Annotated in this window: 19 protein-coding genes; 10 read left to right on the plus strand and 9 right to left on the minus strand. The window is 61.7% G+C overall.

What is annotated here, in order from left to right; translation table 11 throughout:
• Positions 1–102: 102 nt before the first annotated feature.
• The 6 genes from EKA13_RS28610 to EKA13_RS12665 form a co-directional block, all read right to left on the minus strand.
• A complete protein-coding gene (locus tag EKA13_RS28610; protein WP_269076700.1) occupies positions 103–225 on the minus strand; it encodes a hypothetical protein in 123 nt (40 codons plus the stop codon).
• A 429-nt stretch (positions 226–654) separates the two neighbouring features.
• Positions 655–1,236: an adenylyl-sulfate kinase gene (gene cysC, locus EKA13_RS12645; protein ID WP_065759735.1), complete on the minus strand. Its 582-nt coding sequence runs from the start codon at positions 1,234–1,236 to the stop codon at positions 655–657.
• 55 nt (positions 1,237–1,291) lie between these two features.
• Complete coding sequence (gene wecB / locus EKA13_RS12650; RefSeq protein WP_065759736.1) at positions 1,292–2,422, minus strand: non-hydrolyzing UDP-N-acetylglucosamine 2-epimerase; 1,131 nt, start codon at positions 2,420–2,422, stop codon at positions 1,292–1,294.
• On the minus strand, positions 2,413–4,188 hold the full coding sequence (locus EKA13_RS12655; protein WP_065759737.1) for an ATP-binding cassette domain-containing protein: 1,776 nt from the start codon (positions 4,186–4,188) through the stop codon (positions 2,413–2,415). The genes wecB and EKA13_RS12655 overlap by 10 nt, the downstream gene beginning before the upstream one ends.
• On the minus strand, positions 4,185–5,252 hold the full coding sequence (locus EKA13_RS12660; RefSeq protein WP_065759738.1) for a glycosyltransferase family 4 protein: 1,068 nt from the start codon (positions 5,250–5,252) through the stop codon (positions 4,185–4,187). Before EKA13_RS12660 ends, EKA13_RS12655 begins: the two co-directional genes overlap by 4 nt.
• Positions 5,252–6,547, minus strand: coding sequence for a hypothetical protein (locus EKA13_RS12665; protein ID WP_065759739.1), 1,296 nt, complete (start codon positions 6,545–6,547; stop codon positions 5,252–5,254). Before EKA13_RS12665 ends, EKA13_RS12660 begins: the two co-directional genes overlap by 1 nt.
• Positions 6,548–6,660: 113 nt before the next feature.
• Between EKA13_RS12665 and EKA13_RS12670 the strand changes: the two genes are divergently transcribed.
• Entirely contained in the window at positions 6,661–7,812 is a 1,152-nt protein-coding gene (locus EKA13_RS12670; protein WP_065759740.1) for a nucleotidyltransferase family protein, read from the plus strand.
• Positions 7,813–7,893: 81 nt separating this feature from the next.
• Here EKA13_RS12670 and EKA13_RS12675 read toward each other — a convergent pair whose 3' ends face one another.
• On the minus strand, positions 7,894–8,853 hold the full coding sequence (locus tag EKA13_RS12675; protein WP_065759741.1) for a class I SAM-dependent methyltransferase: 960 nt from the start codon (positions 8,851–8,853) through the stop codon (positions 7,894–7,896).
• Between the two features lie 258 nt (positions 8,854–9,111).
• On the opposite strand from EKA13_RS12675, the gene EKA13_RS12680 reads away from it, so the two are divergent.
• The 9 genes from EKA13_RS12680 to EKA13_RS12720 are packed head-to-tail and all read left to right on the plus strand — an operon-like array spanning position 9,112 to position 20,628.
• Positions 9,112–10,332: a hypothetical protein gene (locus EKA13_RS12680; protein WP_065759742.1), complete on the plus strand. Its 1,221-nt coding sequence runs from the start codon at positions 9,112–9,114 to the stop codon at positions 10,330–10,332.
• Positions 10,329–11,258: an NAD-dependent epimerase/dehydratase family protein gene (locus tag EKA13_RS12685; protein ID WP_065759743.1), complete on the plus strand. Its 930-nt coding sequence runs from the start codon at positions 10,329–10,331 to the stop codon at positions 11,256–11,258. The genes EKA13_RS12680 and EKA13_RS12685 overlap by 4 nt, the downstream gene beginning before the upstream one ends.
• On the plus strand, positions 11,255–12,652 hold the full coding sequence (locus EKA13_RS12690; RefSeq protein WP_125862931.1) for a hypothetical protein: 1,398 nt from the start codon (positions 11,255–11,257) through the stop codon (positions 12,650–12,652). Before EKA13_RS12685 ends, EKA13_RS12690 begins: the two co-directional genes overlap by 4 nt.
• A gap of 19 nt (positions 12,653–12,671) precedes the next feature.
• Positions 12,672–14,513, plus strand: coding sequence for an asparagine synthase (glutamine-hydrolyzing) (gene asnB / locus EKA13_RS12695; RefSeq protein WP_065759745.1), 1,842 nt, complete (start codon positions 12,672–12,674; stop codon positions 14,511–14,513).
• A complete protein-coding gene (locus tag EKA13_RS12700; protein WP_065759746.1) occupies positions 14,506–15,507 on the plus strand; it encodes a class I SAM-dependent methyltransferase in 1,002 nt (333 codons plus the stop codon). Before asnB ends, EKA13_RS12700 begins: the two co-directional genes overlap by 8 nt.
• A complete protein-coding gene (locus EKA13_RS12705; RefSeq protein WP_065759747.1) occupies positions 15,504–16,796 on the plus strand; it encodes an O-antigen ligase family protein in 1,293 nt (430 codons plus the stop codon). Before EKA13_RS12700 ends, EKA13_RS12705 begins: the two co-directional genes overlap by 4 nt.
• On the plus strand, positions 16,777–17,565 hold the full coding sequence (locus EKA13_RS12710) for a WecB/TagA/CpsF family glycosyltransferase (RefSeq protein ID WP_083199807.1): 789 nt from the start codon (positions 16,777–16,779) through the stop codon (positions 17,563–17,565). Before EKA13_RS12705 ends, EKA13_RS12710 begins: the two co-directional genes overlap by 20 nt.
• The gene (locus EKA13_RS12715; RefSeq protein ID WP_065759748.1) at positions 17,558–18,784 is read left to right on the plus strand and encodes a sugar-transfer associated ATP-grasp domain-containing protein; all 1,227 of its coding nucleotides are present in this window, start codon (positions 17,558–17,560) and stop codon (positions 18,782–18,784) included. Before EKA13_RS12710 ends, EKA13_RS12715 begins: the two co-directional genes overlap by 8 nt.
• Complete coding sequence (locus EKA13_RS12720; protein WP_065759749.1) at positions 18,775–20,628, plus strand: asparagine synthetase B family protein; 1,854 nt, start codon at positions 18,775–18,777, stop codon at positions 20,626–20,628. Before EKA13_RS12715 ends, EKA13_RS12720 begins: the two co-directional genes overlap by 10 nt.
• Here the strand turns inward: EKA13_RS12720 and EKA13_RS12725 are convergent.
• On the minus strand, positions 20,622–21,104 hold the full coding sequence (locus tag EKA13_RS12725; protein ID WP_065759750.1) for a lasso peptide biosynthesis B2 protein: 483 nt from the start codon (positions 21,102–21,104) through the stop codon (positions 20,622–20,624). The two genes, EKA13_RS12720 and EKA13_RS12725, sit on opposite strands and share 7 nt — an antisense overlap.
• The gene (locus EKA13_RS12730; protein WP_065759751.1) at positions 21,088–21,390 is read right to left on the minus strand and encodes a PqqD family peptide modification chaperone; all 303 of its coding nucleotides are present in this window, start codon (positions 21,388–21,390) and stop codon (positions 21,088–21,090) included. Before EKA13_RS12730 ends, EKA13_RS12725 begins: the two co-directional genes overlap by 17 nt.
• Positions 21,391–21,410: the final 20 nt, after the last annotated feature.

Consider the following 21,410-nt stretch of genomic DNA (forward strand, 5'->3'; position numbering starts at 1 on the left):
GCCGACCAGCTGCAGTGGCAGTAAGCGACGCAGCTTAAACTCGCTGAAAAACTGTCTTGACCGATGGGTCCACTTTAGAGCACGACGCGAGGCAAGTAACAGTCATGCGTGCTGGCTGCGAGCGGATAAATCGCGTTCTGAACGTTGTTGCGCGCTTTCTTCCATGACGGTCATATTGGCAAAGGTTTCTGAAAACGAGCCTACCAAGTTAACTCGCTGTTTCATGGCACGTATTTATCCTGGCAGGTGAACCTCATTTCAAGGTCCGGCTAGTGGTCAAAATCGATATCCCGGATTTCGTTTTTTGTGCCAAGAATAACTGCCCTCAGATGTCGTTATTAGCTTTAAATTGCAAGACACAGTAGAAGACGAAAGCCTTGCAGTGCGGCACTTAGAGGCATTTTTGAACGCTTACCGCCAACCAAGATTCCTGTACGTTATTAGTCTCCGAAGGAGGGGTCGTGGGTTCGAATCCCGCCGAGTGCGCCATCTTTCCTTACCCTTTGGCTCCAAAGGGTCGGCCTTGCGCCACCAGGGCAAGCATCACCGCCCAACCTTCATCACCCCCATTGTTCGACAAGTACGCTGACGCCCGCCGCTGCCCAGCCAACGGACAACGCCGTTCGCTGTGGACAACCGACAGGACACAGGCGTTCAGCGTCTGGACAAAAGTTGTCGGTCCTTGCTGATGCGCATCAGGAAATCAACGATCTGATGAGCCGACGCCAAGGGCGATCCGACACTCGCATCAATTTCCAGATCGGGTTGCACGGGAGCTTCGTACGGGTCTGTTATGCCGGTAAACAGTTGGATTTCGCCCGACCGTGCCTTCGCGTAGAGCCCTTTGACATCACGGGATTCGCAGACGCCAATAGGCGTATTGACGTAAACCTCGTAGAAACGCCCATATCGCTGAACCATTTCACGCATTGCAATCCTGCTCTGCGCATAGGGCGCGATGACGGCGCACACCGCTATCCCCTCGTGCTTGACCACTTCAGAAGCGACATACGCTAAACGCTGGACGTTGGTCATGCGGTCTTCTCTTGAGAATCCCAACCCGGCACAAAGGTGCTTACGCACTTCATCACCGTCCAGCAATGTAACCCGGCGCTTTGCCTCTTGCTGCAGGTACTCAACCAGATGCCTGGCGATACTCGACTTTCCCGCGCCTGACAGGCCGGTCAGTAACAATGCAAATCCATTCCCACTGGACTCATCACTTTCGTTGGTCATGTTCGACTCAGCTTTGGTGGAACGATACGGTTGAACCATGGGTTGACGATGGCGCTCAAGACACGACCGGCCGAGGCAATGCCCCTGGGCGCAGCGCCGCCTCGACATTGAGTTGGCCCATCAAGGCATCAAGAATCTGTCGATGGGCATTGCCATCACCAAACGGGTTCTTCCAGGTCACCTGCGTATTGAACAGTGCTTGTGCCGCCTCGACCAGGCTGTTGGCACCCACATGGGAAACCAGGCGGGCGCCACCGGTTTCCAGGCTTTCCGGGCGCTCAGTGTTGGGGCGAAGTATCAGGCAGCGCCGCTGCAGTACGCACGCCTCTTCCTGCAACCCGCCGCTGTCGGTCAAGACCAAGGCTGCGCCTTGCAGCAAGGCCAGCATGTCCAGGTAACCCACCGGATCAATGGTGCGGATACGCGACGTACCCTGCAGCACCTTCCAGTGCCGCTGGTCGAGACGTGGGTGGACGGGAAACACCACCTGCCGCTGTTGCTCTTCAGCCAGGCACTGCACCGCCTGCATCAGTTGCGCAAAATGCGCAGGGTCGTCGGTATTGGAGGGGCGATGACAGGTCAGCAACAGGTAGTTGTCGTGCTGCAAACCCAGCCGCTCATGGATGACGGATCGTTCGGCAGCCGCACGCGCATGAAGCAGGGTCGCGTCATTACCCGTGTTACCGGTAATGAGCACATTCGGGCCCTCAATACCCTCTCTGGCCAGCAGCTCAACCTGCAGGGGCGATGGGCAGAACCAGAAGCTGGACAGGTGATCCAGCAGCACCCGGTTGGTTTCCTCCGGCATACTCCGGTCGAAACTGCGCAACCCGGCCTCCACGTGAACGACCGGAATACAGGCCTTGCTGGCGGCAAGCCCACCTGCCAATGCACTGTTGGTGTCCCCTTGGACAATGACACAATCAGGCTTCACTTCCTGCAACACCGGCTCGATGCCCATCATCATCCGGGCCAGTTGCAAGCCTGCAGGGCCAGAGCCCACGCCCAGGTTGAAATGCGCACGAGGCAAACCAAGCTCTTCAAAGAACAGACGATCCATGGCCGCGGCATAATGCTGATTGGTGTGGATCAAGGTGTATCGCACACCGTCACGGATACAGGCAGATATCAACGAAGACAGCTTGATGATCTCGGGGCGAGTGCCCAATACGAATGCTATATGCATTTATCCTTATGCCCCAACTGTCCTGTAGCCTGAATCATGTGTGGATCGGGAATGAACTCATCCAGTGCGCCATTGACCATCAGCAGGCTGCGGTCGGTGTAGCGCAAGACCGTCAAGCGATGCGTGATCAGCAACACCGCCAAGCCTGGCCGCGCAGTGCGCAGCCCCTCTAAAAAACGACTTTCAGTCGATTGATCCAGGGACGCTGTTGCCTCATCAAGGATCAGCAACGAATGAGCGTGGAGCAAGGCGCGCGCCAGCCCGATGCGCTGCCGCTCACCACTGGAAATCCGCTGTTCGAAAACCTCCACCGGTGTATCCAGCCCTTCTGGCAGGCGTTCGAGCAACGACCCGATATCCGCGATGTGAAGCGCTTCCACTAATTGCTGGTCAGTACAGTACTCGCCCAGAAAACTGACATTATCACGCAACGTCCCGGGGATCAGCGTCGTTGATGCACCGGCATAGCCAATGTCAGCGTGCGCACGCCCTGCACTGAACCACTGGATACGGCCCTGGAGGGGCTGTAACGCGCCAATCAGCAGGTCAACCAGCGTCGACTTCCCGACCCCGGACTCACCGACCAGCCCTGTCCACTCCCCCTTGCGCAAGCAGAGGTTCAAGCCACAGATAACGTCTTGGCCAGCACCGGGATAGCGGTACCGCAACGACTCACAGAGCAGCAATTGCTTTTCTGATTCATCTTCACACGGTGCGATGAGCGCCTCATTGGCTGCACGCGGCGCTACGGCGGTCAGTTGCGCCAAGGCAGGACGAACGAACCTCAAGGTTTGCAAAATGCTCGTGATGCGTCGGAAGCCAAGAATCAAACGCAGCCCCACTGCCGAAAACAGTGCTAGCAAATGGAAGTCCGCCTGCCCGGAACCCTCGCTGGCCACCAATACAGCACTGCCAAGGACCAGCAGGAAAAACAGCTCCATAACCGGCGACTGGATGTCCATGAATGTCCGCTCACGGGCACTCTCTCTGGAGAAATGCCTGGCGACCGGACGATACCGGGCGAGAACCGCAGGCACTCGCTGGTAGAGCCGAATCTCCCGCAGGCAGGCGACACTGTCGGTCACCCAGCGCTGCATCAAGGTCTGATGCCTGAATTTCAGGTCGCCGCGAGCGCCCATCAGTAGGCGTGACACGACGTTGCCAATGCAGAGCGCAACCAGCAAGGCCACAACCATCATCGACGTGGCAACAGGCTCCAGCGCCACCAAGACACTCAGCAGGACACCAATCAGCAGAGCTTCCGTCAGCAGGTCGAGGCTCGGCAGAATGGCCCCCATCACGATCCTTGGCACCACAAAATTGACCGCAACATTGCTGCTCTGCGCATGGGTTTCCTGCCGTTGCCGAACACCCGGCGCCAGCTCTCGCTCTAGGACACTCATCGACACCAGCAGCGTCCATTGGTCGATCAGCCAGCCACGCAACCACAGCAGCAGCGGCGTCAAAATACCCTTGCACAGCACCAGGATCGCCACCAGCAACAGCATTGGCGACAACACACCGTGCAATGGACCATACGAGAAGGCTTCTACCTGTGCATACCAGCCCCCCATAGGTCGGCCCACAGGAAGCATGAGGGCAAGGACGCCTGCCAACAGCAGGGCGGATAACGCGTCAATGCTCGCCTTGCCCAGCAGCAGCAACAGCATCGAAGCAAGGCTTGCCCTGCTTGCGCCGCACTGCCTGACAAAGCCCAGGGCACGTGATGGAATCTGCAACAACGCCACAGGCTTGTTGATACTCATGAGCTCACCGCCCGACGCGGCGTAACCAGGCGGGCGTAGTAGGCGGCCAGCTCGGGCGCCTTGCGTTGCCAGGTAAAACCCTCCTTGACCGCCTCAATGACGGTATCCGGCACAGCGCTGCGGGCCGTGCGAGAAAGGCATTCGCTCAAAGCAGCAATATCGCCGACCGCGAACACCTCGCCCCACCCAACCGCGTCGGTGATGGAGCGGCAGCCCTCGATATCCGAGCAGGCAATCGGCACCCCGGCCAGCAGCGCCTCCAATACCACGGTAGGCATGCCTTCGCGCTCCGAGGCCAGGACCATCGCATCGCAGCCTGCCATCATCTGTTCACTGACAGCATCATCCTGCCAGCCATGGAAACGCACGCGAGAGGCAAGGCCCAACTGCATGACCAAGGCTTCGAGCCTGGCGCGGTCCTCGCCTCGCCCGATGATATGCAGCACCGCTTGCGCGAGCGGCGGCGTGGCCAACGCAGCAATTACATCGTCCAGGCGCTTGACCGGGTCAAGCCGCCCAACAGACAACAACGCAGGTGCGCCCTCCAGGCGGTCGACGCCAGCCGAGACGGCCTGACGCCGCCCCTCGATACAGTTGGGTACGATCATCACACTGGCCGGATGCAGGCCGCGCCGGGCCAGATCGGCGACCCAACCCTCATGCAGTAGCACCACCACACCGGCAGCGCGCACCAAAGCCCGCTCTATCGTGCTGTCCCAGAGCGCCTTGAGCGCTCGGCGCCACGGCGTCCCTGTGTCGTAGTAACAGTGCGGCGTGTAGACCACCGGCACACCGCGCAGCCACGCGAGAAACGCGGCAGACGCAGCGAACGGGGTGCGGGCACCGTGGACATGCACCAGGTCACTGGCACCAACCGCCGCCCACAGGTGCCTGTACCCACCTTGCTGCACGCGACAGGGGGCAGCGCCCGCATCAATTGTCGGGGCCAGAATGTGCAGTTCAATCTCGGTATTTTCCTGCATTGCCTGGACGAGCCCCTGGATGTGGCGCGCCACACCGCTGGACAACGGCTGGAATTCCTTACTGACATGGAGTACGCGCATCACTGCGTACACGCCGCAGACGACGGCTGGTCGATTCGTTCAAGCAACCCTGTGAGCCCTCCGGACTGGCTGGAAAAACTGGCGCGCAACCACTGGGCCTGCGCCTCGGCCGCCTCGCGACGAAACTCGGCATCCTCGCGCAAGCGCCTATAAACAGCCACGGCCTGCTCGGCCGTATCGGCACGCAATGGGGCGGCCAGTACGCTGCGGGCCGCATGATTACCGTCGAGCGGAAGTTGCAGCGCGACCACCCAATGCCCTGCCAACGCCGCATCCAGCATGGCCGTGGAGCAATAGCCCATGACCAGGCGAGGCGCACACGCACCGGGCTGCAATTCCGGGTGCGGAGGATGCCGGGTCGCCAGCGCCGCGGGCCCCGTATAAGGCTCGCGTTCCAATGGATGCAGGAGGATCCTCGCCTGCGGGGCACGTTTCAAGAGGGCATCGGCAAACTCGCGCAACGCGTTATCAATACGGTCTCCCAGCACGTACGCATGAGTTTGCGACAGCAAGGCAAGCCCGTCTGGCGCTTCCAGCGCACGTAGCGGTACCTGGCCACGGCCCAGTGCGTCCTCGACAAGACGGCTGGACCGGCTGTCGACTGCATCGAACGCCTGACGACTGCTACCTCCCCAGATCAGGTACCAGTCCGCACGGGTGGGAAAAAATTCATCGGTAGGCACGCCGTGCTGCAAGCAAATGGCAGGCAGGCCTTTGTTGATCGCCGCCCGGCTCATCAGGTCGAAGTCATTGTGCAGCAACAGCACGCCGCGGCTATTGGCCAGCGTCCGCCTGAGACTGCCCTGCCACAGCCGACGCCGGGCCAGGCAGCAGGCCAGTAACAGCGGGCGCCGCAACAACAGGGTGTCGACGAGAACACGCAAGCTAGATAACAGATCGGCTACGCCAGCCCGTGCGGGGCGCGCAACCTGCAGATTCGATGGGAAAGCCTTGGAGGATAACCGTGGGTGAGCCAGTATCAGCCGCTCATACCCAGCCAATGCAAGCGCTGGCAGGCTACGCTCCAGCGTACCCCAGCCACTGGCGCCATGAAGCGTGGTCAGCAGAATCGCCTGTCGCCCTGCAGAAACCGGCAAACCAGGGCCTGCGCGCAGCAACAATAGCCAGGCATCGCGCAGTAAAGCGCCGAAGGCTCGCAGCCCCGCCGCCAAGGACGTTTTTCCTGCAGCGAGGTAGAACAGCTCGTGACGTACATCTACCGCTTCATCGCCAAAGTGCTGACGCAACGCGGTGAGGTGCTCCGAGAAAGATCCCCGCCAAACCGACGACTTCATCGGGTAATATCCCTATTCGTTGATGGCACTACGCTACAGATGCTTGATTGAGTTGCCAACCTCCCATTGGAAATGGGCCGCGCGCCCACCAAGGATGGATATCCACGCCAATCATGCCCACTCATCGTTCCCCTGCTGCAAGCAGCGAGATACCTCGCGCTCACCTCCAAAATGTACCGTCCAACGACGCACTGTTGCGCGCCACCCTCTGGTTGATGGGCTTCGGCCAGCACGTCGCAGAGGTAGACAGCCAGGCGCTCAACGCTTTTGTACGACACCATGGTGTTGCAGGCCTGCTCGATCGCACGCGCGTCGAAGCCCTCGACCGGACGCACTCAACGGCACTCACCCAGGAACAGCGACGCATTGCATTGCGAGCCCTGCAACTGGGTGCGGCACTCCAGAACCTGATCCCGGCAATGACAGCACGCGGCTTGCAGCCGCTGGCGCTAAAGGGCCCGGCACTGGCCGTTCAGGCTCACGGCGCGCTCAGCACACGTGGTGGCGTAGACCTGGACATCCTGCTCAGCGAGGAGCAGTGGCCGGCAGCGCTTGAGGTATTGCAACAGCAGGGGTACGCGCCTGCGCCAGGGCAGCGCCTGCCACTTGCCAGAGGCACCCACGAGTTGGTCCTGCTGCACCGGGAACGTCGCCCGCGTGTCGAATTGCACCGTCGGCTGCTGCGCCACCGACACTTGATCGCGGACACCCAGGGGATGGCTCAGGAGGTTGACCTGCAAGGCACCCAGGTGGCCAGCCTCGACCCCATCCATGCCTTGCCTTACCTCATTGCGCATGCAAACCAGCATTGCTTTCGCAGACTGATCTGGCTGATGGATATTCACGCCCTGCTGCAACGACCCGATCTGGACATGCAACGCGTTGCCCGCGAGATTCAGCGAACGGGCACCTGCGCAATGCTGGATACCTGCCTCACGCTGCTCGACACATTGTTCGGCACGCCAGTAGCCGCTCCACTCCAGCGGGTTCGCCGCCCTTGTCGGGCCAGCCACATCATGGCCGCGCTGGCGCTGGAGGCGATTCGTGAATCACTGTCCGACGATGAAGTGGCTCAACGCCTTGGCCCCTTGAAACGGGTGTCCATGGACATTGCCCTGCAGGACAGCCTGAGCGGGCGCTTGCATGCATTGAGTGGTTGGCTGAGCCCGACCGACAAGGACAGTAACTGGATGACGCTTCCACCGGCCCTGTCCTTTCTCTATCCCTTAATCCGCCTTTACCGACTCGCTAGACGGTTTCGTTGAATAGCCGCCCCAATGGCCGTGCGGCGCCATCAGCCATTGCACGAACGCCTCTCTGAGCCAGTGCAAGGCACGGGGCCGGGCTCAACGGCCTTTCAGTGACAACCTGCCAAGGCGCACGGCCGCGCGCGGATAGCCATTGCGAAGACTCAAGGGCCGAATCTGCCTGTGAATATGCGCGGTCAGTTCGGTCAGTCGTTGCGGGGTTAACGGCGCAGAGGTAACTGCCTGAGCACCAGGCCTGGCATAGACCCGCAAGTTGCCTTCATAAATGCCATGAGCCTCACGGCAGATGCGATGCACCGAGAAGCCATTATTGCGCAGCAGTGCTTCAAGGGTTTGCGCACAAAAATAGCTACGGTGGGAAACATGAATTTGCCACAAGCCCAGCCCAGGCCAATTGGCACCCATATCGGGTACTTCAATGACCAGCCACCCTTGCGGATCAATCAGCCCGGCTAACCATTGAAGCGCCTTGCCAGGCTCTTCCAGGTGTTCAAGGACATGAAACAAGGTGATCAGTTGCGGCTTGAACGGCAACTGAGTGCTTGCATTCAGCCCTTGCGCGCGAACCTTGTCCCCTAACCCCAGCGTGTGTACCGCATGATCGCGCTGCGGCCCGCCAGGCTCCAGGCCCAAGTACTGCTGGCAGCCATTACTGCGACACGCCGCAAGGAAAAACCCAAGGCCGGCCCCCACATCCAGCACCGACTCAATCGCACCGATGACCGAGGTAATCTCACTGTGCCGATAGCCTGCAATAAGGCGATAGTTCCAGAGCATCTGGTCCGAAGGTGGCTGAACCATCAGCCGCGGATAGACCTGTTCATAGAACGACGCTTGAACATCCCCCTGCAGCCCGCGCGCCAAGTACACCAGGCCACAACCACGGCAGACCGAGAGATTCACTCGCAAGAAGTAACGATCACGGCGCCAGACCGGATGCGGATCATTTAACCCACAGGACGGGCAAGACAGCGCAACCAGACGCTGATCAAGCGTGCGCAGATCGGTGAGCAGGGAAAAGGCTCGAGGCACTGGCATTGATATCCATTCATGTAGATAAAGAACGAAACCGTGCCCGAAGAGGCCATGTCGCGCAAGTACCCTATCGAGAAGCACCTGCGAACGCCTGAAAGAGCGGCCACGGTCAGGTCGAGTGACTAAATGCAGGCGTAAATACTGGCCAATTGCAACAGCCTGCAGGCTATGGCAAATTCACAACACCTCGACAGCATGGGTGTTCGACCGGATAGCGGACGGACGGCAGGAGGCCATCAGCGTTCCCTTCAGGTTGGATGCATGTACTCAACAGCAGCACATGGCCCGAAGCGGCCTCACGATGACGAAACTTCACTCGGCGAATTGTTCCTGCGTGTATTGCGCTTCTACCAACGCTTCGGCCGGTTACTGTTGCTACCAGCCTTGGTCCTGTCGGTGTGCACAGCGTGGTGGGTTGCCCAGCGCCCCCTGTATAACGTAACGGCCTTAGTTGAGGTTCCCGACATTTCGCTGGAAGAATGGCGACAAGCCCAGTCGTTCCTGTGGGACGAACGCTGGGTGGCGGAGTCTTTCAGCGATGCGGATGGCGGGAACATACCCCCTCAACTCAAACAAATGGCGCTGAACCCCGCGTATTGGGCCCGCACGGTACTTTACCGTTCGGCACTGAACAGAGACGATCTGCGCGACGTGCCGGTCGCCGAACTCCAGAAGACCCGGGGCCTGGGTTTGAGCCTTTCAGTACAGGCACGCGATGACGCGCAGGCCAGCCGTACCTTTGAGCTGCTAACCCGACATGTGCGCGAAGCCTTGCTGGCCAACAGCCTGATAGGCCTGATCCGAGAAGGCCAGCAGGCACTTGCCCGGCGCCCGCAGTTGCACCTCGACTTGCTGCAAGCAGACTTCGACATCGAGCAGTACCGCCAACGTATCGAAGATATGCGCCGGCTGCTGGAGCGCTACCCCGAACTGCGGCACATGGAGGCCAACACCGTTGTATCGGTGAGCGACGGTGGCGGCAAGTACCTCGCTCCATTGCCGCAGATCGTGGCGCTGGAAGCGACCGTTTCCGAGCTGCAAGCCAAATCGCGCAAAATCCGTCGTGAGCTGGAAAAGCTCGATTGGACAACGCAATTGCTGGCGGGCATGGACCAGACCGTCCGCAATGTCTCCTCCGGGGAGGAGATCATCGACAAATTACGCGAGAACCGAAGCAAACTGCTCGCCGACAACCCGCAACTTCCCGCTGTTGCTCAGGAAGCGATCCAGGACATGGGCCTCAAGCTGGCGTTGGCCGAGGCCCGACAGCAGGCCATCGGCATCAAGACCCGCTCGGCGCTTTCCGGCACGCTGGTAACAGCACGCAACCCCATCATGGCTGGCCTGACCGTCTTTGGGGTGCTGTTTGCGGGGCTGTCGCTGTTGTTGGCAATCCATGCCCTGATGCACCGGGATCGTGAAATCCTGACCTGGCTGCCACGCCCCCTGCGTCGCAGACTGATCGTCGAGGTGCGCCCATGATGCGCCTGTTGGTCACCGGTGGAGCCGGTATGCTGGGGCGTCGCGTTACCCGACAATGGCGCGAGGCTGGCGGCGAAGTTGCGGTGCTGGACAACCTGTCGAGCGGCCTGCCGATGCCGGAGGAAGCCACCCTGGCGGTGTGCGGCGATCTGTGCAACAGCGAAACACTGACAGCCCTGCTGGACGCGTTTCGTCCAGATGCCATCATCCACCTGGCAGCGGTGCATCACATTCCCACCTGCGAAACCCAACGCGCCCACTGCCTTGACGTCAACGTCGTCGGTACCGAGCGATTACTGGCCGCCGCGGAGCAGGCAGACATCAGGCGCATCGTGATTGCGTCAAGCGGCGCCGTCTATGCCTGGCAGGAAGCCCCGCTGGCAGAACTCACCAGCCCGCTGGCGCCCTGCGACAACTATGCCCTGTCCAAGTACAGCAACGAACAACAGTTGAAGTTCTGGGCCAGCCGCGGCCAACGCGTGGGCCGAGCAGCCAGGATCTTCAACGCCATTGGCCATGACGATCCCAATGGGCACCTGATTCCCGAGGTGCTGGCACAACTGCGCAGTGCAAGCGATGGGCGCGTGCGCCTGGGGAACCTGACCCCAAGGCGCGACTACCTGCACGCTGACGACATCGCTCGCGGCCTGATCGCCATGCTGCTCGACCCTCGCCACGATGTTCCGTTCGATACCCTGAACCTGTGTTCTGGCGTGGAGCACTCCGTAGAGCAATTGGTCCGGCAACTGGGCCAGATTCTCGGCATGCCGGTAACGGTTGAAGTTGACCCGGCGCGCAAGCGCCGAGTCGACCGCCCCAGCCAACTCGGTGATCCCGGCCGCACGCTGGAACTGCTTGGCTGGCAGCCACGTTTGCGCTTCGATGAAGCCTTGCGAAGGGTCGTGTTTCCGGACAGTGCGCAGTGAATCCAGGCGCCTCTCAAGAGCCCGCTCAACCGACGCCTGGCAAACACGCTCGACACCCCAAGGCAGGGTCGATCAGCCAGCCGTTGCTCTTCGCGGCCTCGACGTACGCGCTGGGCCAAGTGGCCAATTTCCTGTTCCAGTTACGCCTGCTGTACCTGTTGGGCCCTTCGCAATACGGTGAAACCGGACTCGCCCACCTGCTGCTGGTTACGCTGATTTTCCTGGCGGACCTCGGCTACTCGTCACTGTTCCTGCGCGAATCCGGCAACTCGCCCGACTGGCAACACACCTGGCGATATGCCTTGGGACATCGGTTGGCCGCTACCGCCGCGCTGCTGGCCGCCAGCGCACTCGGCTGGCAGCTATGGGGCAGTGAGGGTGCCAGCCAGGAGTACCTGCTCTGGGCCGCGCCAGCCTGCCTGCTCGCGCTGTTCAATTATTCGTCGCCAATGATCGCCGAGGGGCGGCGTTTGGCCGGTCTGCTGGTCACACAAGTTGCTTGGCCCGCCGCACTGCTCTTCTGGTACCTGTTACAGGACACGCTCGCGCAGTCGATGGCGGCCACCGCCGGGCTATCGGTCAGCCTTGGCTATCTGGTGCAGGCACTCGTCAATGTGTTCTGCAGCCGCCAACTCAAGCTCTGGCTGCCTTTGGTGGGCAAAGGTCAGATAGGCGCTGCCGTCCATCTCTCGCTGATCGGCATATGCGGCACCCTGCATGATCGGCTCACACCGTTTCTGCTGGCGCCGCTGGCACCGACTTTCCTGCCGTTTTTCCTGATCTTGAACCACGTGCTCAGTGGCCTTTCAGGGATACAGGCCCAGCTTGCACGGCTCCTGCTGCCCACTGCCAACACGGCACCCGGGCAGGCGCGGATTCTGACTGTGGCCTCACTGTTGCTGTGGGGCACAGCAACAGTATTGCTGGCGGGCCTGCTGATAAAGAACCTGGCGTTGTTTACTGAGCAGCGCCCATGGCTGGGGCTGGCAGCAATCGTGATATTCGCTTGGGGGCTCTCAGCATCGAGTGGGGTGCTCGCCACGCTGCTCATCAGCGCTCGCCAGGAAGGTCGCTTGATGAGGCTGCTGGCGATCGGCATGACCGGCAGCGCACTGCTGCAGATCGGCGCCGCATGGGCAGGCGACGCAGGTTACCTGCTGTGGGCCCGCATGGCAGGCGTACTCGCGATATTGGTCTGGCAGCTCAAACTGCTCAAACTGCGCTTCGGGCTCGCTGGGCTGACGACCCTGGCCCTGTCGCTGCTCGCGTGTGTTGCTGACGCAACCGATTGGGCGATGACGATCGGCACGGTGCTGTTGCTGCCAATCCTGATCGGACTGCTGCGGCAGATGCCCTGCTATTTGCCCGTCCGCCGCGCAGGCGCCCACCCATGAACACACCGGAGCAGCTGTCATGTGCGGTTTGATTGCAGTGCGCGCGCTCCGCGCCTCCGCCGGCCTGGAACAACGGGCCAGATCGGCACTGGCGAGCCTGGCCCGACGTGGCCCGGATGCAGAAGGGCTACTCACCGTAGAGCAGGCACCCGCGACCCTGCTCGGCCATCGCCGACTGGCCATCCTCGATACCAGCAGCGCTGCCGAACAGCCTATGCGCTGTCCGATCAGCGGTACGGTGCTGGTGTTCAATGGTGCGATCTACAACTTTGTCGAGCTGCGCGAAGAGCTTCGCGCACTGGGCTGCCTGTTCGTCACAGACGGCGACACCGAGGTGCTGCTACAGGGCTGGCGCCTCTGGGGTGAAAAGGTATTTGCTCGCTGCAACGGCATGTGGGCGGCGGTGCTATGGGATGCGCCCAGCGGCGATCTGATCTATTGCCGCGACCGGCTCGGCGTGAAACCGCTGTACCTGCATCACGATGGGCACCACGTAACGCTGGCCAGCGAAATCAGCGCAATTGCCGCAATGCGTGGCGGGTTCCCAGCCCCTAACCCAGAGAAACTCTTCGATTTCCTGGTCACCGGCTTTTCCGAGCAAGGCACCGCCACGTTCTTTAGCGGCGTTCAGGCGGTACCGCCTGGCCAGGTCTGCCGCATGAGCCGAGCCGGGCGTTTCAGTGCCGCCCCTTATCATGACTGGCCCGAGCCCGGTAGCGCAGAACCGCTGTCGAGCACTGAAGTGCGCGAGCTGGTGGAAGATGCAATTCGCCTGCGCCTGCAGGCAGACGTCCCCGTGGCCAGCCTGCTGTCCGGCGGGCTGGACAGCTCCATCATCACGCATGTCGCGCTTGGCGCCAGCCAGCAACACCGACAGCGGCTGTCGGGCGCCTTTACCTACGGCTATCACGACGCTGTGCAGTCGGCGTTCGATGAGTCGGCCAGAGCCACAGAGTTCATGGGCGACAGTGGTCATGCGGCCTTGCATCGAATACTGCGCTTTAACCCCATCCCCTCAGCCGATGAGCTAATGAACCTGGTCAGCGTCCAGGGCGAGCCGTTCAGCACGCCGTCGGCGATTGCCGGCTTCAGAACCTACCGTGCCATCCGCGAACAAGGCTACAAAGTCGTGTTATCCGGGGAAGGCGCCGACGAGCTGTTCGGCGGGTACACCGCGCGTTACCACGCCCTGGCAGCGAGGGATGCGCTCAAGGCGGGCAAACTGCTGCATATGATTCGCCTGCTCAGGTACCGCACTTTCGCGCCCGGCCTGCTCTTGAATCGCCTGGTCTGGGACCTGCCACTGCCTGCGGTGGGGGCATTGCTGCGGCGCAAAAGACCCAGCGTCGGCCTGATGAGCGAGGCACTCTGGGCGTCGCAGCGGCATCGCCTGGAATACCTGCAAGAACGCATGCGCAGCAATCTGGAAACCCGGCTGCGCCAGGATGAACTCGACAACCTGCTGCCCATGAGCCTGCGGATGGCCGACCGCAACAGCATGAGCGCGGGTATCGAACTGCGCAGCCCGTTCATGGACCATCGCCTGGTGCAACGCGCCTTTGCCACCCCGGCATTGACGCGGGTGGGTGAAGGACGCTCCAAGGCGCTACTCCGGGACGCCTTCAAAGGGCTGCTGCCCGAGGCCATCATCGAAACGCCGAAGAACACCGGTTTCGGTCATGCCGAACAGTTTCTCGTCGGTCGTTTGCCGTGGCGCGAGTTGCTCGATGACCTGCCCTCCGGGCTGGCGGCATTCATCGACGTGGATGGGCTACGCGCCCAGCTCGCCCAGCCCCGCCAGCACAGCACGTTGTGGCTGGCACTGTCCGTCGCACTCTGGTATCGGAGGTTCCATGCGTGAGCACAGCGTGGACTGGGGGTTGGCAGCGGACTGCGGCCAGTGTCGCCTGTGCGGCAGCACCGAGGCACAGCGGCATTTCTGGCCGGAGGTCTATGCCCGATCAGGCCAGCAACTAAGGCGTTGCGGACATTGTGCGGCGGTTTATCTGGCGCCAGGCTTTACCGAAGCCGGCCTGTCGCGGTTCTATGAAGGCGCCTACCGCCGCCTGTTTCCGGCGGAAGTACCCTGGCGCAGCAGCACGCGCTTCTTTGCCTGGCGCGGCGACCGGGAAACTGCCCGCCTGCGTCTGTCGCTGATTGCGCCGAAGCTGCCACAGAAGGCGCATCTTTTTGAAATGGGTTCGGGCTTCGGTGCTTTTCTCGGCGAGGCCTCAATGCTGCGCCCAGACCTGCAACTGACGGCCAACGAGCCGGACACCTCGCACCGCGGCGCCTTGCTGGCGCACGCGCAAGTCGCGTTCATCAACGACCTGACCGCCCTCCCAGCAGAGCACCTGGACGCGCTGGTAGCGTTCCATGTCCTGGAGCACCTGATCGACCCTCGGGGTTTCCTGGAACAAGCCGCACGCACGCTCCGAGTAGGCGGACAGCTATGGATAGAGGTACCGGACCTGATGAGCGACTGGCAGACCCGCCTGTTCGTGCACCCAGCTCACTTGAGTTACTTCTGCGCCGACAACCTGCAACGCCTCGCCGAAGCAGCCGGTCTGCAGGTCACCTACTGCGGCGCTCATCCACTGACGGCATTGCCCGGCACGCTGTGGCTTGAAGCAAAACGCCCGGAACGCCTCGTGCAATCCCCCATGGCGCCCGCTGCCAAGGCAAGCGTCAATACCGTTGATCAATGGATTGAACGGGTTGACTGGGGCTTCAAAGACCGCCTGAAGGCCATGCTCAAGCGTGCGGCCCTGAGCCTGCTCGGAGCTGGCGCGCTCGGCGAGCTGCAGCGCTTGCGCCAACATCGTGCCCGGCAGCGTCAGGAGCCGCGCCGATGAGGTTCGTGGCGCTGGTGATCATCATACTTTGGGTCCACTTGGGCGACCTTGGCAGTGCCTGGCTGTATGATGGCGGCGCGTGGCCTGGCGCGGGCGTGCTGCGCAATCTGCGCGACCTGCTGGTCATCGTCCTCGCGGGCTGCTGCCTGCTCAGCGTACGCATGCCGACGCGCCTGCTGCTGCCAATACTGGCCTATGGCAGCCTGGCAATGCTGTACCTGCTGTTCAATCGCGGCGGCGTCTCCTTTGGCATCTTGGTCGGCTCATTCGGCACTCTGCTGATACCCATGCTGTTCTTTCTGGCGGGCTATTACTGCGTCCGGGAACGCCAGCAACTGCGCAGTTGTGCCGCCCTGCTGATAACGCTGGGCATCGCCAGTACCCTGTTCGGCGCCTGGGAACAACGAAACACCCATTTCTGGATCGACACGCTCGCGTATCCGAGCTACATGCTGCATGTCAAAGGCTTGCTGCTGGGGGCTCAACCGGACACCGGGTTGCCCTGGAATTTCTACTCCAACCTCGAGCTGGATCGCCGGGCCGCAGGCCTGCTGGCCTCGCCTTTGGCCCAGGGAATGTTCCTCGCCGTCGTCGCGCTGACCGCAATCGCTTGGTTAGAGCGGCGCGCACGCTGGTTCGGCCTTGCCTTGTGCGGCCTGATGTTCATCGGTATCTGGATGTCCGGGACCCGAGGCGCCATGCTCGCGGGCAGCCTGGCGCTGGTCGGTTACCTGATGACCGGCACGACCTTGTTCCGCTCCCGGTATTCACGCCTGGTGATCGCGGGGTGTGCCTGTATTGCTATCGCTATTGCGTCATACGGCATCGTGCTCATCAGCATCCGATTTCAGGATGGTTCAACCATCGGTCACTGGATGGCCTTGCAGAAAAACCTTCAGGACTTGCCCAAGGTATTGCTGCTGGGAGCCGGGTTAGGTGAGCAAGGCGCAATCGCCGCACAAGAAAGCCGCCCGGCCATCGGTGGCGGTGAAGGGGCCATATTCAGTATCGCCTTTCAATTGGGCCTGCCCGCCGCCCTGCTCTTCCTGTACTTCTATGCCAACGTCGCGCTGGCCTTGTGGCGCGGCTATCGCCAGCACCGCGAGCCCATGGCCCTGGCGGTTTTCTGGCTGTCGCTCGGTGTCGCCACGACCCTGATCAGTTCCGAGCACGTACTGGCAGTCTCCGGTACCGGCGCTTTCTGGCTGCTCTGCGGTGCCACACTGCGCAGCCTGCCCAAAACACAACATTATGCAGCAGGGATGCGCTATGAATACTCAGCCCGGTAACCGTCGGATCGACTTTCTCGGATGCCCCCTCGACCTGATCGCCCCACACGATCTGATGGAGGAAGCGAAGCGCTCCCTTGCCGGCGAGCGCCGCCTGCACCTGGAGGGCCTGAATGTTGCCAAGCTGGTCGACGCCCGTAGCGCACCGCTGCTGATGGGCGCGCTGAACGAAGCCGAGTGGGTGCATATTGACGGTGCCGGCATTTCACTCGGGCTCAAGCTTCTGGACATACCGGTCCCACCACGCCGCGCAGGCATCGATCTGTTGGGTGATCTGTGCGCCCTGGCAGCGGAAACCGGGGCTTCTGTCTATCTGCTGGGCGCTCGCAGGGAGGTGGTGCAACTGACTGCTCAGCGCTTACTCGGCCGCTATCCGAAACTGCGCATTGTCGGGGTGCGTGATGGTTACTTCAGCGCCGAAGAAGAAGCCGATGTGGTCGAAGCGATTCGTGCCAGCGGTGCAGACATGCTGTTCATCGGCATGAGCTCCCCAAAGAAGGAGCTGCTACTGCAAAAACACTGGCAGCACCTTGGCGTAAAGATCGGCATGGGGGTCGGCGGCTCGTTCGATGTGCTTTCCGGCACACTGCCGCGTGCCCCTCGCTGGATGCAAGTCATTGGCATGGAGTGGTTTTTCCGGCTGCTCATGGAGCCCCGTCGCTTGCTATGGCGCTATGTACGGACCAACGTCGCCTACCTGTTTCTGTTGATCGTCGCCAAGTTCAAAGGCCTCTTCCAGCGCCACGCCGGGTCGGGCACCAATGCGTAAGGCACGCCTGGTCAAAGCCGCCCGGGCGTTCGGGCTGAGCAAACGAGGCTTCCCCTTCATGGTTCTGCGCTCCTCGCGCACACCCATGGGGCGCATTCGTTCGGTGGCACGTTCTGAATACTTCGCCCATCGACCGTTGCTGCAGCGCTGGGCCTTGCGCGCCCTCATGACCCTGGCCTGGCCCATCGGTGCCCTGCTGGAAACCCGACGCAACCTGCGCCAAGCACCAGCGGACATACGTCCGAGCAGCCCCTGGGAGAGCGTTCGGCAGGGTTGGCAGATGTGGCGCCTGGCAATGCTGCACAATGTGCCGCCAGTGGAATTCAACAGCTACCGACTCGCCGATAAATCGCGCCAGCACCTGGCCGGCGATTACTTTTATTGGTGCGAGGCAAACCTGCTACGCACCTTGAATACACGACGCGGCGCCTCGCAGACGGACGTTCAGGACAAGGCGCGCTTCGCCGACATTTGCCAGCGCCACGCCCTGCCCTGTATCCCCACCCTCGCCGTATTCCGCGAAGGGCGACAAGATCCATCGCACACCCCGTTTCTGCCAGACCAGGCCAGGCTGTGGGTCAAGGACCTACACGGCAGCCAGGGTAGCGGCGCGCAACAGTGGCTGCGCGAAGCAACAGGCTACCGCGACATCAATGGTCAGAACCTGCAGCCCACGGCACTGCTGGAGCACTGGCGACAACGCGATTGCATTGTGCAACCCTGGTTGCACAACCATCCCACGCTTGCGGAGCTGTCCCACGGGCCGCTGGTAACGCTGCGCATCGTCACCGGCATCACCCTGGCGGGCGAGGTGCAGGTGGTCGCAAAACTGATGACGCTGTTCACCGATGAACACCATGGCAGACGCCGCCCCATCCTCTGTGCGATCAATGCAGGCACCGGCAAGGTCACACGCAGCCTCACCGCCAAGGGCGACGTGGTTACGCATCATCCGTTGACGGGCAAGGCCATCACCGAAATTACGATCCCTCACTGGCAGGCCTGCGTGGAACTGGTGCAACGCGCCCATCGCCAAGCGTTTGAACGTTTCGTCTTTCTGGGCTGGGATGTCGCGGTAACGCCTGACGGTCCCGTGCTGATCGAAACCAACGCCGGCTGGGGATGCTTGTTTCACCAATTGATCGACGACACTGCGCTGGGTGATACGCCCTTTGCCACCATCGCACTGGAATATCTGGAAGCCCACCCATGCGCCTGATTTGCGGATTTGTACATCTGGATGGCCAAACAGCCGAGGCCACATGCCTGGAGCGCATGGTGAGTGCGATGATCGAGCCAGGCTTGACACCAAGTGTCGCCCGCCTTCTGCAAGGGCCTGCCGCACTGGCAGTGCTGGACTTCAGTGGGGGGGAAGCCTCGTTGCCGCACGCCGCAAGCGGTGCGGTGATGGCTGCCGATGCCCGCATACACGAGCCACAGATCGACGGCGAAAGGCAGCTACTGGCAGCGCTGGAAGCCCCCCACACCGAAGCGCTGAAACGCATACTCGGTGAGTTCGCCGTAGCGCTCTGGGATGCACGCTCGAGTACCATGACCTGCGCCCGCGATGGCATGGGGGTACGACCGCTGTTCTTCACCCATCAGCCAGGCAACCTGTTCGCCTTCGGCTCACTCCCCCGGGCCATCCACGCTGGCGGTTTCGTCACCCGAGAGCTTGATCAGGACTACTTCCTGAGTGACCTGCTCGGCGCCTTGCACGGACCGGAGCGTTCGCTTTTCAGAGGCATCGAACGGCTCGCACCGGGCGAGCGGATACGCGTATCGCCGCTGCACATCGAGCGCCAGCATCACTGGCGACTGGAGCCAACCCTCGGTGGGCAGCGTACCTGCAGCCCGGAAGAGGCCGCCGAAGAAATGGCCACGCTCGTCCGCGAAGCGGTGCGTTGCCGCTTGCCTGCCGAAAGGCCGGTAGGCGCTCACATAAGCGGTGGCCTGGACTCTTCGTCCCTGGCAGTCCTGGCGGCCCGCCTGCAACGCCAGGCAAACCAGCCACTGTTGGGCTACTCCTTTCTGCCCGGCACCCTGACCGGGCTGGACCTGCAAGGCGAAGGCGATTACGTCGAGGCGGTATTGCGTCAGGAGCCTGACATCGCCTGGCAGCCGATCCGGATCGACAATCAAGCAGCGTTTGTCTTCCCACGCATGGATGTCGATCAATTGGTACCGTGCGACCCGGCTTTTCCGGATAACCAGGTCTGCGCACATGCCGCCGCTCACGGTGTGACGACCCTGCTGTCGGGCTGGGGTGGCGACGAAGGGGCCACCTACAACGGTCGTGGGGCGCTGGCAGAAGCGTTACTGGGCGGGCAATGGCGCTACCTGGTCGGAGAGTTTCGGGCGCTGGCCAACGAACACGGGCAATCCCCACTTCGAACAATACGCGCCGAATTGTTGCCTTACCTCATACCGGGCGCCGCCCTCGCTTTCTTGCGCCAGCGGCCTACCGCCGGGGCTCATCCGTACAAACTGCAAGACATGTTGAAGCTCGACGACCATCGCATCATCGGCCCAGGCATCAGAATTGGCGCCAATGCGGTGGGCAATCGCTGGCAACTGCTGGCGGCACAGCCGCACCTGGCGCGCAGGACCGAGCACTGGGCGCTAATGGGCGCGCGCTATGGCATCGCGTTTTCCTTTCCGCTACTGGACCGCCGGGTCGTCGAGTTCGCCTGGTCGTTACCCAGCACGTTGTTTTGTCGCGGCGGATGGAAACGACGCCTGTTCCGCGATGCCATGGCCAATGTACTGCCCGAGAAAATTCGTTGGCGGCGTAACAAGCTCAGCCCATTTCCCGAACTACTGATGATCCAGGCGGCGCAACGCGACGCGCTGCACGCGCAGATGGAAGCACTGCGCGCCCATCCCCTCGCAGGCGATCTTTTTGACCTGCAGGCGATACAGCGCCGCATCGACCACCTGCCCACGATCAAGGATGCAAAACACCTCGTGCTGGCCGAGAACCGGACGCGCATGGCCAGCGCAGGTGCCATTGTGCCAATGCCACTGCTGCGCGCCATGGCCTGGTTGCTGCAACATCACTGAACAGGGGGCGCGCCAGATACTTCCTGGGAAAAACGAGCCAGCTCGCTAAAACCCTGGCTGGCGGGTATGCCGATCACCCCTTGCTCGCCTACGGTCAGCCAGGCATGGGCCAACATGCGGCGACTGCCATCCGTGCTGAGCGCCATACCAAAATGCAGGGTGGAGGCGATACCACGCCGACGCAGCATGCGCTGGGCAGCAATGGCCTGGGGCAGGCATAGCAGCTTCAATGGCAGGTGCCGAGCAGCACGCACCACGGCCCACCCGACCTGTCCCGGCAATGCAGGGTGCAGGGGCGGCAGCGACGACACTTGACCCCGCTGCGTTTGCCCTGACAACTCCCCGGCCCCTCTGGCGACCCAACGAAACGGTAGAAGCTTGAGCATGGCCGCCGCGCACAGGAGCGATACCGCAGCCTCCAGCGTCAGCCAGCGGTCGGCGCGGGATATACGCCGGTATTTAGCCAGCCAACGCATCGCTGACCGTGACCAAACCGCGCTCATGCAAGGCGCCGAGAAAGGTTTCCAGCTCCTGGCGTGCCACCTCAGGGGTGACATCGTATTCGGCAAGCAATGTAGCAAGCATGGCCTCCACCATCAGCGGTTTCTCCAGAAGCGCCCAGATCCTGGCGCCAACCGCATTGAGGTTGAAGTACCTGCCCAGATCAACACTCATCATCAACAACTCTTCACCCGCCTCAGCCGCGAGCAACCCTTCGGTGCGCTGGAACACGCCCTCTGAAAGCAGCCTTGTATCGATCATTAACTTCTCTGCTCCATGAC

The organism is Pseudomonas defluvii (assembly GCF_001695625.1).
Classification (GTDB): Bacteria; Pseudomonadota; Gammaproteobacteria; order Pseudomonadales; family Pseudomonadaceae; genus Aquipseudomonas; species Aquipseudomonas defluvii.

What these genes read in the sequence shown, in the direction of transcription:
- EKA13_RS28610 (WP_269076700.1), bottom strand. Translation starts at nt 225, where the DNA reads ATGAAACAGCGAGTTAACTTGGTAGGCTCGTTTTCAGAAACCTTTGCC.
- cysC (WP_065759735.1), bottom strand. Translation starts at nt 1,236, where the DNA reads ATGACCAACGAAAGTGATGAGTCCAGTGGGAATGGATTTGCATTGTTA.
- wecB (WP_065759736.1), bottom strand. Translation starts at nt 2,422, where the DNA reads ATGCATATAGCATTCGTATTGGGCACTCGCCCCGAGATCATCAAGCTG.
- EKA13_RS12655 (WP_065759737.1), bottom strand. Translation starts at nt 4,188, where the DNA reads ATGAGTATCAACAAGCCTGTGGCGTTGTTGCAGATTCCATCACGTGCC.
- EKA13_RS12660 (WP_065759738.1), bottom strand. Translation starts at nt 5,252, where the DNA reads ATGCGCGTACTCCATGTCAGTAAGGAATTCCAGCCGTTGTCCAGCGGT.
- EKA13_RS12665 (WP_065759739.1), bottom strand. Translation starts at nt 6,547, where the DNA reads ATGAAGTCGTCGGTTTGGCGGGGATCTTTCTCGGAGCACCTCACCGCG.
- EKA13_RS12670 (WP_065759740.1), top strand. Translation starts at nt 6,661, where the DNA reads ATGCCCACTCATCGTTCCCCTGCTGCAAGCAGCGAGATACCTCGCGCT.
- EKA13_RS12675 (WP_065759741.1), bottom strand. Translation starts at nt 8,853, where the DNA reads ATGCCAGTGCCTCGAGCCTTTTCCCTGCTCACCGATCTGCGCACGCTT.
- EKA13_RS12680 (WP_065759742.1), top strand. Translation starts at nt 9,112, where the DNA reads ATGTACTCAACAGCAGCACATGGCCCGAAGCGGCCTCACGATGACGAA.
- EKA13_RS12685 (WP_065759743.1), top strand. Translation starts at nt 10,329, where the DNA reads ATGATGCGCCTGTTGGTCACCGGTGGAGCCGGTATGCTGGGGCGTCGC.
- asnB (WP_065759745.1), top strand. Translation starts at nt 12,672, where the DNA reads ATGTGCGGTTTGATTGCAGTGCGCGCGCTCCGCGCCTCCGCCGGCCTG.
- EKA13_RS12700 (WP_065759746.1), top strand. Translation starts at nt 14,506, where the DNA reads ATGCGTGAGCACAGCGTGGACTGGGGGTTGGCAGCGGACTGCGGCCAG.
- EKA13_RS12705 (WP_065759747.1), top strand. Translation starts at nt 15,504, where the DNA reads ATGAGGTTCGTGGCGCTGGTGATCATCATACTTTGGGTCCACTTGGGC.
- EKA13_RS12710 (WP_083199807.1), top strand. Translation starts at nt 16,777, where the DNA reads ATGAATACTCAGCCCGGTAACCGTCGGATCGACTTTCTCGGATGCCCC.
- EKA13_RS12715 (WP_065759748.1), top strand. Translation starts at nt 17,558, where the DNA reads ATGCGTAAGGCACGCCTGGTCAAAGCCGCCCGGGCGTTCGGGCTGAGC.
- EKA13_RS12720 (WP_065759749.1), top strand. Translation starts at nt 18,775, where the DNA reads ATGCGCCTGATTTGCGGATTTGTACATCTGGATGGCCAAACAGCCGAG.
- EKA13_RS12725 (WP_065759750.1), bottom strand. Translation starts at nt 21,104, where the DNA reads ATGCGTTGGCTGGCTAAATACCGGCGTATATCCCGCGCCGACCGCTGG.
- EKA13_RS12730 (WP_065759751.1), bottom strand. Translation starts at nt 21,390, where the DNA reads ATGATCGATACAAGGCTGCTTTCAGAGGGCGTGTTCCAGCGCACCGAA.